The sequence below is a fragment of the Marivita sp. NO-S04 genome, assembly GCF_059070475.1.
The window spans coordinates 1,102,647-1,115,033 of record NZ_CM180980.1 but is presented as its reverse complement, the minus strand read 5'-3'; the positions used below and the strand labels follow the sequence as shown (position 1 = coordinate 1,115,033).

The following is a 12,387-nucleotide window of genomic DNA, read 5'->3' as shown; positions in this document are numbered from 1 at the left end:
TCCGGCCTGCTTTCAGGGGATCAGAAGCGAACTGTCGCCATAGGAAAAGAAGCGGTAGCGCTCTTCGATGGCATGCGCATAGATCTCGCGCACCCGCTCCTGCCCCATAAGCGCCGAGACCAGCATCATCAGTGTCGACTTGGGCAGGTGGAAATTGGTCATCAACCCGTCGGTGACCTGAAACTCGAAACCCGGATAAATGAAGATGTCCGTGTCTCCTTCCCAAGGCTGGATCTGTCCACCCCGCGACGCACTTTCGATCAACCGCAGTGCCGTGGTCCCAACCGGGATCACCCGCCCGCCTGCAGCCTTGGTCGCCGCAATCTCAGACGCGGCGGTCTCGGACACGCGGCCCCATTCGGCATGCATCTTGTGGGTGGTCACGTACTCGACCTTCACAGGAAGGAATGTGCCCGCGCCAACATGCAACGTGACGAAACTCATACCGACGCCGCGCGCCTGCAGCGCCTCCACCAGGGCTTCGTCGAAATGCAGCGATGCAGTGGGTGCCGCCACCGCGCCTGAATTGCGCGCCCAGATTGTCTGGTAATCTTCCTTGTCCTGCGCGTCCGCTGGCCGCTTGGCCGCGATGTAAGGCGGCAAGGGCATCGCGCCCGCCTCGGCCAGTGCCGCATCAAAGTCATCGCCGGTAAGGTTGAACCGCAACAACGCCTGCCCGTCGCTGCGACCCTCAAGGCAGGCAGTCAGGTCCGACGAGAACACAACCTCTTCGCCCTCGCGCAGTTTCTTGAGCGGCTTGACCAGCGCCGACCACGTCCCATCCGCCTGCGGCTCCAACAGCGTGACCTCGATCTTCGCCTCAGTCGCGCCTGCCTCCCCCACACGGTGCCGCACCCCAAAGAGCCGCGCCGGGATCACCTTGGTGTCGTTCAGCACCAGCCGGTCCGTGGGGCGCAGAATGTCGGGCAACTGGTTCACGACCCGGTCCGCAATTGCGCCCGCCTCGGCATGCAACAGCCGCGCCGACGACCGTGGCGACGCAGGGCGCGTGGCGATCAGGTCTTCGGGCAGGTGGAAATCGAAATCGCTCAGTTTCATGGGGCTTATCCGGTTCTGCGTCTGTGGCCGCAGCCCATACCGAACTTGCAAGCGCAACAAAAGCGTGGAGCGCGTTTCGCTCAGAATGACGCAAACGGCAGGAGTGGGCCCAAAGACCCCATCCTGACCGTACCCTCTGTCAGAGGACCTTCCGCGTCAGCACGACATTGAACGAGATCGAAACGCGAGGCTCATCCACGAGATTGGGGTGGACAAGGTGGTGCAGAAAACTTGGCCAGAGGAACAGCTCGCCAGCCATCGGCAGTCGCCTATACTCGGGGTTGAACTGGCCATCGTCCCTGACCGCATTCATGTTGGCCTGCGGACGCGGATCGAAAAAGCTGATCTCGCCGGGATTCAGGTCGCTCCGATTGCGAGACGCCCGGGATTGATTTGGGACCTGCACGTAGTAGGTGCCGGAGAGCCAGGAATGCGGGTGGTTGTGAAGGTTATGGTAGTCCCCGCGCCGGTTGATGTTCGCCCAGCCCTGAATATCGAACTCTGGGCGATAGCTCATGTTAAGCTCGCCGGCATAATCAAGAACCGCCTTGTGGCAGCATTGGCGCAGCCAGCCGATGGCAGGATGCGATTGGCCGAAGATGTCCTGATCGAGATACCGAACAGTCAGGTCCTCGGTCCCGGTGTCCTCTGCAAGAAGCATCGGGGCCAGCACGGCATTCGCCTGTTCCGCGCCGGGAAGGGTCAGCGTCATCAGGAGGGTCGGCCAGAGACGTTCGAACTGGGGGCGTGCCAAGTCAGTCATGTGAAGTGTCCGCAATACCTCGGACATGAAAACGTCATCCCCGGGTTGCCAACGGCATGACATATTTACCGGGCGGATTCCATGGGCTTGGTTGGAGATGAGGCACAGGTCAGCCCCCTACTCCCCAACCACCGGCGGCGGCCGCCTGAAAATCTCGCGGAACATCCCCGGCGTCAGCGCCGACAGCGGGTTCACAGCGACATTGGGCTGGTTGGCAGGCCCTGTCAGGTTGAAGTTGAACCCGATCAGCCCCTCGCCCTTGCGGGTGAAGATGCTGCCGATACCATTGAGGAAAAAGATCGGCGACAGAACCCCCTGAAAATCCAGCGTGCCCGCGCCAAGGTTATAGGTGCCATCCATCGAAATCCCCATCGACGGGCCAGTCGCGCTTGACCGGGTAAGGATCAGCTGATCCGGTGTCAGACGGAACCGTGCCTCAACCTCGGAGAACAGAATGCCCGGCCCTTCCAACTGATCAAGCAACCCCACGATACTGATCGCGTCCAAGAGCGACGCAATCCCCGGCGCGTCTCGCAATCGGGTGTTCACCACATTCAACGCCCCGTCATAGGTGCCCGGCTGCCCCGCCACCGGGGCCAGCGCCAATGTCATGTCTCCTCCGGCCACGGTTTTCAGAATACCCGCCTCGCGGATCACCTTGCCCGCGTCATTCGACCGGATGCGAAACGCCGTCGATCCCGCCTGCGGCAAGGCTTCTCCGGTAATGGGGGCAGCCCCGTTGACGCTGGCCGTGAAATTGCCCGTCAGGCCACCACCTGACCGCAAATCGCCCCGGAAATCGGTCAGGCGGATGCTGTTGGACACCTGCAACTGGTCCAGAGCAAGCGTCAAAGGCACTGGTGCCCCCCGTGCCGCACCACCTCCTCCTGCCCGACCGAAGGGGGCGTTTCGCAAATCAACGCTGCCGCCCGTGATCCGCACGGCGGGTGGCACCCCGGCGCCACGCCCGGTCAAGATGACCGGCGCATCCAGCCACCCTCCGGCCCGCACCCGGTCAAGGTCGATGCTGTCCAATGACCCGTCCGCGTTCAACGTGATCGCCCCGCGCGCCTCGAGACCCGGAGCGTCCAGCACCAGCCGGTCAATGCGCGCGGGCTGTGCCAACACACCTGCCACCTCAAGCGTGCCCGAGGTGCCGCGCGGCAAAGCCCAGCCCAAAGGTGGCAGCGACAGACCGACACCGCTCAAGCGCGATGTCAATGTGAACTCGGGCGGAGCGCCGCGCCGCAAGTCGACCCGCAGATCGGCGGGGCCAGAACCGCTCACGGTGCCCTCCGGCAACGCCACACCAAAGGCCCGCGCCGCGGCATCCGACAGGGTGACCGTGCCCTCCAACGTGCTGCCGGTCTGCGGTTGGCCCGGCTCGGGTATGGGCAAGGTCCAAGACCCTTCAAACGGCACACCGGACAGCGACGCCTGACCGGACACGCGCAGCATGTCATTGGTCACCGAGACGTCCAGCGCCCGCGCCGTCAGGCTGCGATTGGGAATGATCTGGTCGCTCGCCACCCCGACCGCACGCCCGCGCACCTCGAGCGTCATGTCCGGCAGGCGCAATCCCCGCCGCAAGGGCAGCTGAAGCGTCCCGTCGAACCGCACCCGGCCCGACAACAGGTCCACCGGGCGTCGGGCCTTTTGCATGATCTCCAACGGCGGGCTGTCGAGATAGGACAGCAGCGCCTCGACCGCACCTTCGCCAACAAGGGTGACCTGACCATCCGCCGGGCGTTGCCGCGTGTCGGGAATGACGAAACTGCTGCCGTCCACCGTGATCGGTCCGCCTTGCTTGGGCTGAATACGTCCACTGGTCAGCCGCACGGCCAATCGGTCATCATTCAAGGTGAGCGTCCCGGTGCCCTGCTCCACCACTGGCAGGGTGCGCGTATACCGCACCTGCGCCCGATCGAAGGCTGCATTGAGATAAATCACCGGGCGCGGTCCCTCCTGCGAGCGCAGCGCGAACTGCCCGCTCTGGATCACGCCACCCTGTATATTGTCCACCACCCAATTGCGGGTGCGGGGCGCCATCGCCACTGGCCAAAGATGCAAGAGCGCCTCGGGCGTGAGCCCCCCGAAACTGCCGTCGAGCGCATAGTCCCACGCATCCTCGGACGCGCGCAGCTTGCCCGTCATGCGCAGCGGCACCTGCGGATCGTCGATCCAGACCCGCCCCAGATCCAGCTCGAACGGATCAAGGCGCAGGCGAAAGTCCAGCTCGGCCCGGTCCAAGGACAACGGCACATCGAACAAAGTGTCGGGAGCCGTCTCCAACCGGCTGAACCGCACCTGCCCCAGCATCTGCGACGGGATGCCGTCGCGCAGATCGGTCAGGGTTGCCCGCCCCTCGGCCACCGCGCTGATAAGGTCGCTGTCCACCGATAATTCGGTAAAGCTGATTTGTGATCGGTCGGGATCAAAGGTGAAATAGCTCTGCGCCGAATTGAACGGGATAGGTGGCGTGTCCGGTGTCGGCTGCACCACGCCCGCGTCGATCTGAAGTGTCGCGTTCAGCGCCCCCAACGACCCATCCGCGCGCATCGCAGCGCGCAATGACCCCGAAATCGGCGCTCTGAGTGCGCCAAGCCACGCCAACGCCGGACCCTGCGTGGCGATGTCCTGCGAGGGCATGTCGTCAAGCGACACCCCAAACGCCACTTCGGTCTCGCCGATGGTCGAGGACGCATCCAGCTGCAATCGCGTCGCAGTCGCCCCGCCGCCCAGCAAGGCGAAATCCCCCGACAGGCGCAAAAGGTCGTTCTGGCGTTCCAGTCGCAGCCGCCCGCCATCCACCGTCCAGCCACGTCGTGCGCGGGCATCCTCGAACCGCAGCGTCAGCGCATCGGCTTCGACCGATTGCAGACGTGACAACCGGTCATCCATCAGCAGCCGATCCACCTGCGCCACCAGCGTCGGCACATCCGGCGCCGTGCCATCCAAGGCAAACGCATCCCCCAACGCCAGCCCCAACTGGCCCGCCCGGTTTCGGGTCAGGGTGACAAAAGCACCACTGACACTCAGATCACGCAGCACAACCCGGCGGCGGATGAGGTCATGCAGCGCCAGACCGATCTCGATATCCGACAGCACCGCAACAGGCGCACCAGTTGCGGTCTGCACATCCACATCCAGCAGGATGACACGCGTTCGACCATCCCGCTCCAGCCGAAGCTGCACATCGCCGAACAACACCTCATAGCCCGGCAAGGCCGCCGCCAGCCGTTCTTCGACCGTGTCACGCACCCAGTCCGGGGCCGACAGGCTCCGCCCGACCATGGCCCAACCGGTGCCCAGCACGATGAGCAGCAGCACCAATCCGACGCGTACAGCCCAACGTCCCCGCCGTCTGCGGGGCGACACGGCTGTCGACGTCTGCGATTGTTCCTGCTCGGTCACTGGAAGCGGCGCCCTTTTGCGTTATTCTTTCCCGAACCGGGGAATTCCCCGATCCGTCTTCATCTTCTTAAAGGATAGCGCCATGAGCGATACACTGGAATTGGCTCCGGATTTCACCCTGCCGGTCCACGGCGGCGACCACGGCGAAGTTTCGCTGAAGGATCTGCGCGGCACGCCGTTCGTGCTGTTTTTCTACCCCCGCGATGACACCTCGGGCTGCACCAAGGAAAACGAAGCCTTCACGGCGTTGGAAGGGGAATTCGCACAGATCGGCGTCAAGGTTTTCGGCATTTCCAAAGACAGTCTTGAGAGCCACGAGAAATTCATGGCCAAGAAAAAGCTGACCGTGCCGCTGATCTCGGACGAACACGGCACGGCGTCCGAGGATTTCGGCGTGTGGAAAGAGAAGTCCATGTACGGCAAGAAATTCATGGGGATCGAGCGGTCGACCTTCCTGATCGACGCCGAGGGCCGGGTCGCGCGCGAATGGCGCAAGGTCAAGGTGCCGGGACATGCCGAAGAGGTGCTCGAGGCGGCAAAGGCGCTTTGATGATTTGGATCGGATCGGGCCTTGCCCGATCCGACAGGGGCGCGCCTGCGGCGCGCATGAGGGTTCTTCCCTCAAACTCCTGAGGTTTTGTGAAACAGACAAGCAAAGCGCTTTGTCTTGAACTCCAAAGCGCCATGCGCGATGAGCCAGACATGATGACTTTGTGTGACATGGCGGTGGATGTTCTGACCACCGCAGACGGGCGTGAGAAAACGGCCAAATCCCGGGAGTACGCGGCGCAATGGTTTGCCGCGCGCATTGCCGGTACACCGATCCCGATCGGCACTGCCGCACCGCCGCTGCGCCCATCTCGGCCTGATGCGCCGGAACTGCTGGATCCCCGCGATGTGCCAAAGCGCAAACCCGGCAGCCCGCAGGGGCGGATCGCACTGCTACACGCAGTGGCGCATATCGAATTGAACGCGGTGGACTTGCATTGGGACATCATCCCGCGTTTTGCCAATGTCCCCATGCCGATGGGGTTCTACGATGACTGGGTCAAGGCGGCGGATGAGGAATCCAAGCATTTCAACCTGATGTGCGACTGCCTTGAAGAGCAAGGCAGCTTTTACGGTGCCCTGCCTGCCCATGCGGGCATGTGGCGTGCAGCCGAAGATACGGTGGACGATTTCATGGGGCGGCTTGCCGTTGTCCCCATGGTTCTCGAGGCGCGCGGTTTGGATGTAACGCCCGGCATGATCGAGATCTTCCGCAAGGCCGACGCCACCAGCGCGGTTGCTGCATTGGAGACCATCTATTCCGAAGAGGTGTCCCATGTCGCCTATGGATCGAAGTGGTTTCACTTCCTGTGCGGGCGGCACGAACACGACCCGAAAGATGCGTTTCACACCCTTGTACGGCGTTATTTCAAAGGCGCTTTGAAGCCGCCGTTCAACGAGGAAAAACGCGCCGAAGCCGGCCTGCCGCCTGATTTTTACTGGCCTCTGACCGAAACAAACTGACTTGCCCTGCACGGTGTGGCGCGTCAGCATCGTTTTGTAAGCCTCGAAAAGATCGGCGAAATCTTGCCAATTCGGCGTCAGATCACCCGCTTGGGCAAGCGATTGGTCCAAAAACGTTGCCAATTCATGAATCGGTCGGTAAGGCCGTAACAGATACGCGCCCAGAGTTGGGGCTCAAGAGGCGCGACCTAGGGACGGGAAAGAGGAACATACAGGTGCGCACACGTCTTGCGATCAAGCTGCATGGCATACTCGAACGCTTTTTTCCGGAACGCCGTTTGTTTCTGCGCTCCGACACTGACACCCGGTTCATCCGACTGAAATCCAGCACACAGGCGCTCGCGTTCGGCGGCGCTTCTCTTGTTTTGGCATGGAGCATCATCGCCACGGCCGTGCTTTTGATGGACTCGATCGGCTCTGGCAATTTCCGCGAACAGGCCCGGCGCGATCTGGAAACTTACCAGATGCGCCTGAATATCCTGTCAGAAGAACGCAACGCCCGTGCCGCCGAGGCAATCGCCGCGCAGGAACGCTTCAACACCGCTCTGGAGCAGGTGTCAGTGATGCAGACCAGCCTGCTCGACGCTGAAACCCGGCAGGCCGAACTGGAATACGGGCTAGAAGCGGTACAGTTGAAACTGCGCGACGCAATCCGCGCCCGCGAAGACGTCCGCACCGAACTGGCCTCGCTTATCAGCGAAATCGAACAGGGTGGCACAGGCGTGGCCTCTGCCGGAGCGGTCGATACGACAACGCTCGACTTCCTATCCGCTGCGTTGACCCGCACCGCAGAAGAGCGCGACCAGGTTGTTGCCGATGCACAGGACGCATTGATCCGCGCCGACGAGATGGCGACCGAGATCAAGCTGATGGAAGAAAAGAACGACACGATTTTCCGCCAGCTTGAAGAGGCGATGACCGTGTCGGTCAAACCGCTCGACAAAATGTTCGAAGCGGCGGGCATGAACCCCGACACGATCCTTAATCAGGTGCGTCGCGGCTATTCCGGCCAAGGTGGCCCGTTGATGCCGCTGAGCTTCTCGACACGCGGCGAAGACCCGTCGGAAGACGTGCTGCGCGCCAACCGTATCCTGAACCAGATGGACCGCCTGAACCTGTACCGGATTGCGGCCGAAAAAGCGCCGTTTGCGATGCCGATCAAAGATTCGTTCCGCTTTACCAGTGGATTCGGATATCGCTGGGGCCGCCTGCATGCGGGCACCGATTTTGCCGGTGCACATGGCACGCCGATCTACTCCACGGCGGACGGTGTTGTGACGTTTGCTGGCTGGCAGTCAGGATATGGTAGGCTCGTCAAGATACAGCATGAGTTCGGCATCGAGACACGCTATGCTCATAACTCAAAACTCTACGTGACTGCGGGCCAAAGGGTCTCGCGCGGTGATCGAATTGCTGCTATGGGGAACACTGGACGCTCCACTGGCACACATCTTCACTACGAAGTCCGTGTCGGCGGCAAACCTGTCAACCCCATGATCTACATCAAGGCTGCAAACGATGTTTTCTAAAAGCAAAATCAATGAGCCCGGCCCCAAGGCGGACGAGGCAAGCATCCCGAAACCGGCCATGCCCGATCCGTCGCGGACTGCAACTGAATTCAAGGCCTCCGCGCCCAAGGCCAAGCCAGCGGCCTCGATCCTGTCAAGCGATCTGCACATCACTGGCAATCTCAAGACAACCGGCGACATCAATGTCGAAGGCACCGTCGAAGGCGATATCCGCGCGCACCTGCTGACCGTTGGCGAAAGCGCCACCATCAAGGGCGAAGTGGTTGCCGACGATGTGGTCGTCAACGGCCGCGTGGTTGGCCGTGTGCGTGGCCTCAAGGTTCGCCTGACCGCAACAGCGCGCGTCGAGGGTGACATCATCCACAAGACCATCGCGATTGAATCCGGCGCCCATTTCGAAGGCTCGGTGCAGCGTCAGGACGATCCGCTCAACGGTGGCAAAAAGCCCGTTGCAGCCGCTGCAGCTGCCCCTGCCCCCGCCGCGTCGAACGGCTGAGTTTAGACATTACCTCGTCGGACAGGGCCGCCTTCGGGCGGCCTTTTCTTTTGGGTCAGCCGCGTGTCTCGGGGCGCTGAAGCGGTCGGCGCGCGCGGCGTTCGCGGTAGACGATCATCAGCCCGCCGATAACGATCAACAGCGCCCCGGGCCAAAGGTCATCCACTGGCGCTTCGTCAAAGAACAGCCAGCCCAGTGCAAACGCGATGGGGATGCCAAAATAGCTGAACGGTGCCAAGTTGCTGGGTTCGGTCATGCGGTAGGCCACCACAAGGCACAGCACCGCCGATCCGCCAAACATCCCCATCAGAACAATGAACGCCAGATCCTCGACACTTGCGATGGGCGAAAAGCCCCCAACAGCAAGAGCAAGGCAAAACGATCCCACGGCGGCAAACGCTGAACTGTGCAGGTTGAAAAGCGGTGTTGGAACCTCAGGGTCGATCAGCCGGGCGGTCACGCCGCTGAACGCATAGAGGAACGCCGCCGCAACCGGCAGCACCAGCGCCCATGTGAACGCATCCGTGCCCGGTTGCAGGATCATCATGACCCCGACGAACCCGATGGCAACCGCCACCCAGCGCACCCAGCCCACCCGTTCGCCAAGGATCGGCACCGCCAGAGCTGTGGTGAAGATTGCTGTGGTGTAGGAAATCGTTGTGGCGGTCGCAAAGGCCATGATCCCAAGCGACAGGTAGAACATGAGCTGCGCAAAGGTCACCGATAGACCCCGAAGTGCTGCCAGCTTCCATTGCCGAATGCGCAGCGACCGCGTGCCCCTGCGCCAGCTTGCCGTCATCCAAAGAGCGATCAGGCTGGGGACCAGTCCAAACAGATTGCGATAGGCCGAAAGCTCTGCCGCGCTATAGCGGCCTGACAGGTGTTTGATGATCAGACCCATCAGGTCGAACAGGACCAGGGCAGCGATGCTGATCAGAATGGCGAGCACCGCCTTGTCCGATTGTTTCTGCATGGAGCCCTTTTCCCGTACGTCTCTTCCAAGGACCACGTTTCCGCGCCCCTGTCGACGCAATTGCGCCTGCTTACAGAACGCGGCTCAGAAACGCCCGCGTGCGGGGCTCTTTAGGGTCGGAAAACAGGGTCTCTGGTGGGCCTTCCTCAAGGATGCGCCCGGCATCGAGGAAACACACCTTGTCCGCCAACTCGCGGGCAAAGGCCATTTCATGTGTGGCAAGGATCATCGTCATCCCTTCGGTGCGCAACTGCCGCAACACGTCAAGCACCTCACCCACCAGTTCGGGGTCCAGCGCGCTGGTGATCTCGTCAAACAGCATGATCTCGGGTTGCATCGCCAAGGCGCGGATGATCGCGACACGCTGTTGCTGACCGCCTGACAGTTGGTCCGGGTAATGGTTCATCCGCTGACCTAGATCGAAACGGTCGAACAGCGCTTTGACGGGTGCCTCCAACGCGTCGCGGCTTTTGCCCAGCACCCGACGTGGGGCGAGCATGACATTCTCGGCAGCGGTCATGTGCGGAAACAGGTTGAACGACTGGAACACGATCCCGATGCGCGCGCGGATCGGCTGCGGGTTCAGCCCCGGTTCGCTGATATCCACCCCATCCAGTAGGATGCGACCATCGTCGATGGGTTCCAGCAGGTTGATGCAACGCAGAAGCGTCGACTTGCCCGACCCCGACGCGCCGATCAGGCAGACCATTTCTCCCTCATTGACCGACAAGTCAATGCCACGGCAGACCGTGTTGTCACCGAAACTCTTGGTGACGCCCTTCAGATCAAGCTTGGCCATCAGCTTTGCCGCCGCCGTTGCTTGTTCATCAGGTAATCAGCATAGCGCGTCGCCGGGATGGTGAGCGCGAGGAAAATTACCGCAGCCCCCACATAGGGCGTGAAGTTCGCCATCAGGGATTTATACACGCCCGCCTGCCGGAACACCTCGACCGGGCCGATGAAACTCAGCAGCGCGACGTCTTTCTGAAGCGCGATAAACAGGTTCATATTCGCCGGGGCCACGTTGCGGATCGCTTGCGGCAAGACGACGTAGCGCATGGTTTCCCCGTCCGACAACCCAAGCGAGGCTGCGGCAGCGCGCTGGCTGTGATGGATGGAATCGATGCCCGACCGGATCACCTCGGCGACATAGGCCGCATAGACAAGGATCAACGCCAAAGACCCCCAGATATAGGGCGAATTCCACGGGCGCGGCAGGCCCAAACCGGGCACGCCAAAGCCGATCAGGTAGATCACAAGGATCACCGGCAGCCCGCGAAACACGTCTGTATAGATCGCCCCGAACAGCCGCAAAGGATAGAACGCAGGCGAGCGCACATCGCGGCACAGCGCAATCACCAGACCCAGAATGGCGATGATCGGCGCGCACCACAAAAAGATAGCGACGTTCATCACGAACGCGTCGAGCAGCCCCGGAAAGGTCTTGGCGAACACTTCGCCATTGAAAAAGCTGCGCTTGACCGCCTCCCAGCCGGGGGCCAGCGGCACAAGCAGGATAACCGCCAGTATCACCGCCAAGGTTGATCCGGCGGCGATGGTGATCGACCGCCGCCGCAAGCGCTGTTCATAGGCTTGGCGACGGGTCAGCGCAGGCGCTGACCCGCCCCTCAAGGTCGTCTGATCTGTCATGTCACTCGATCACGGGAACGCCAGTGGCATCCTGCAACCAAGTGGCCTCGATCTCGGCCAGCTTGCCGCTCTCGGTCAGTGCAGTGATCGCCGTGTTCACGCAATCGCGCAGCGGATTGCCCTCTTCGAACAGCAGGCCGAACTGGTCCGGGTTCTCGGACCGATCAGCAGGGAACTGGCCCAAGAGCACACCGCCTTCAACCACAACCGCAGACAGATACAGCGCGGTCGGCAGGTCGAACAGCGCAGCGTCGATCTGGTTCGCCTGCATTGCGGCTGTCACATCGGTGTTGTCCCCGTACAGGAGCGGATCTTTTTCCGGCGCAACAATCGCGGTCAGCATCGGCAGCGCGGTGGTATTGGCATCTGCCCCCCAGACCAGCCCTTTGAGGCTGTCCAGCGTCGCAGTTGCCCCGGCATCAACCACACTTTGTGTGGTCAGCACCGCCATCGCAGACGTGTAATACGGCAGCGAAAAGTCGACCATCTGTTCGCGCTCGGGCGTGATCGAGTATTGCTGCATGTTGAAGTCGAAATCCTTGGCGCCCGGCTGGATCGCCTCGTCAAACGAGGTGCGCACCCATGTGACGGCGTCGGCCTCGAAGCCAAGCTCTGCGGCGATGGCATAGGCCACAGCCGCCTCGTAGCCTTCACCGCTTTCGGGCGCATCGTTCAGAACCCATGGGTAATAAGCCGGGTTGCCGGTGGCGATAGTCAAGACATTCTCTTCCAGCGTCAGCCCGGTGGCACAAGAGCCATGCCCGGCAGCCAAAGCCATCGACGAGGAGGCAGCAAGCAGAAGTGCGGAAGTCGCAACGGTTTTCATTGGGATTTTCATTTGTCTGATCGTCCTACCCTGTTGAGTCGACCAGAGGTTAGACGGCGGCGGAAAATTGTCCAGCAAGCAGACGCGCGGCGCAGCTTGGCTGCCGTTTCACAAAGTGCTGGCGCCCGAAATTTTACCACTGGCAGGGATGTTCGGGATGCACGT

Annotated in this window: 11 protein-coding genes; 4 read left to right on the top strand and 7 right to left on the bottom strand. The window is 61.8% G+C overall.

What is annotated here, in order from left to right:
* Positions 1–12: 12 nt before the first annotated feature.
* The 3 genes from queA to ACK3EW_RS05955 form a co-directional block, all read right to left on the bottom strand.
* Positions 13–1,059: a tRNA preQ1(34) S-adenosylmethionine ribosyltransferase-isomerase QueA gene (gene queA / locus ACK3EW_RS05965; RefSeq protein WP_493808851.1), complete on the bottom strand. Its 1,047-nt coding sequence runs from the start codon at positions 1,057–1,059 to the stop codon at positions 13–15.
* Between the two features lie 139 nt (positions 1,060–1,198).
* On the bottom strand, positions 1,199–1,822 hold the full coding sequence (locus ACK3EW_RS05960; RefSeq protein ID WP_493808850.1) for a TIGR02466 family protein: 624 nt from the start codon (positions 1,820–1,822) through the stop codon (positions 1,199–1,201).
* A 117-nt stretch (positions 1,823–1,939) separates the two neighbouring features.
* The gene (locus tag ACK3EW_RS05955; RefSeq protein ID WP_493808849.1) at positions 1,940–5,236 is read right to left on the bottom strand and encodes a YhdP family protein; all 3,297 of its coding nucleotides are present in this window, start codon (positions 5,234–5,236) and stop codon (positions 1,940–1,942) included.
* Between the two features lie 82 nt (positions 5,237–5,318).
* Between ACK3EW_RS05955 and ACK3EW_RS05950 the strand changes: the two genes are divergently transcribed.
* The 4 genes from ACK3EW_RS05950 (at position 5,319) to ACK3EW_RS05935 (ending at position 8,773) form a co-directional block, all read left to right on the top strand.
* On the top strand, positions 5,319–5,786 hold the full coding sequence (locus ACK3EW_RS05950) for a peroxiredoxin (protein WP_493808848.1): 468 nt from the start codon (positions 5,319–5,321) through the stop codon (positions 5,784–5,786).
* A gap of 152 nt (positions 5,787–5,938) precedes the next feature.
* The gene (locus tag ACK3EW_RS05945; protein ID WP_493809694.1) at positions 5,939–6,748 is read left to right on the top strand and encodes a ferritin-like domain-containing protein; all 810 of its coding nucleotides are present in this window, start codon (positions 5,939–5,941) and stop codon (positions 6,746–6,748) included.
* 215 nt (positions 6,749–6,963) lie between these two features.
* Entirely contained in the window at positions 6,964–8,277 is a 1,314-nt protein-coding gene (locus tag ACK3EW_RS05940; protein ID WP_493808847.1) for a DUF5930 domain-containing protein, read from the top strand.
* A complete protein-coding gene (locus tag ACK3EW_RS05935) occupies positions 8,267–8,773 on the top strand; it encodes a bactofilin family protein (RefSeq protein WP_439119924.1) in 507 nt (168 codons plus the stop codon). Before ACK3EW_RS05940 ends, ACK3EW_RS05935 begins: the two co-directional genes overlap by 11 nt.
* A 55-nt stretch (positions 8,774–8,828) precedes the next feature.
* Here the strand turns inward: ACK3EW_RS05935 and ACK3EW_RS05930 are convergent, their stop codons facing one another.
* The 4 genes from ACK3EW_RS05930 to ACK3EW_RS05915 form a co-directional block, all read right to left on the bottom strand.
* Positions 8,829–9,746, bottom strand: coding sequence for a DMT family transporter (locus tag ACK3EW_RS05930; RefSeq protein WP_493808846.1), 918 nt, complete (start codon positions 9,744–9,746; stop codon positions 8,829–8,831).
* Between the two features lie 70 nt (positions 9,747–9,816).
* Complete coding sequence (locus ACK3EW_RS05925) at positions 9,817–10,545, bottom strand: amino acid ABC transporter ATP-binding protein (protein ID WP_493808845.1); 729 nt, start codon at positions 10,543–10,545, stop codon at positions 9,817–9,819.
* Positions 10,545–11,396: an amino acid ABC transporter permease gene (locus ACK3EW_RS05920; protein ID WP_493808844.1), complete on the bottom strand. Its 852-nt coding sequence runs from the start codon at positions 11,394–11,396 to the stop codon at positions 10,545–10,547. The genes ACK3EW_RS05925 and ACK3EW_RS05920 overlap by 1 nt, the downstream gene beginning before the upstream one ends.
* A gap of 1 nt (position 11,397) precedes the next feature.
* Positions 11,398–12,222, bottom strand: a complete 825-nt coding sequence (locus ACK3EW_RS05915; RefSeq protein WP_493808843.1) for an ABC transporter substrate-binding protein — start codon at positions 12,220–12,222, stop codon at positions 11,398–11,400.
* Positions 12,223–12,387 lie beyond the last annotated feature (165 nt).

What these genes read in the sequence shown, in the direction of transcription:
- ACK3EW_RS05920 (WP_493808844.1), bottom strand. Translation starts at nt 11,396, where the DNA reads ATGACAGATCAGACGACCTTGAGGGGCGGGTCAGCGCCTGCGCTGACC.
- queA (WP_493808851.1), bottom strand. Translation starts at nt 1,059, where the DNA reads ATGAAACTGAGCGATTTCGATTTCCACCTGCCCGAAGACCTGATCGCC.
- ACK3EW_RS05925 (WP_493808845.1), bottom strand. Translation starts at nt 10,545, where the DNA reads ATGGCCAAGCTTGATCTGAAGGGCGTCACCAAGAGTTTCGGTGACAAC.
- ACK3EW_RS05950 (WP_493808848.1), top strand. Translation starts at nt 5,319, where the DNA reads ATGAGCGATACACTGGAATTGGCTCCGGATTTCACCCTGCCGGTCCAC.
- ACK3EW_RS05930 (WP_493808846.1), bottom strand. Translation starts at nt 9,746, where the DNA reads ATGCAGAAACAATCGGACAAGGCGGTGCTCGCCATTCTGATCAGCATC.
- ACK3EW_RS05915 (WP_493808843.1), bottom strand. Translation starts at nt 12,222, where the DNA reads ATGAAAACCGTTGCGACTTCCGCACTTCTGCTTGCTGCCTCCTCGTCG.
- ACK3EW_RS05935 (WP_439119924.1), top strand. Translation starts at nt 8,267, where the DNA reads ATGTTTTCTAAAAGCAAAATCAATGAGCCCGGCCCCAAGGCGGACGAG.
- ACK3EW_RS05960 (WP_493808850.1), bottom strand. Translation starts at nt 1,822, where the DNA reads ATGACTGACTTGGCACGCCCCCAGTTCGAACGTCTCTGGCCGACCCTC.
- ACK3EW_RS05945 (WP_493809694.1), top strand. Translation starts at nt 5,939, where the DNA reads ATGATGACTTTGTGTGACATGGCGGTGGATGTTCTGACCACCGCAGAC.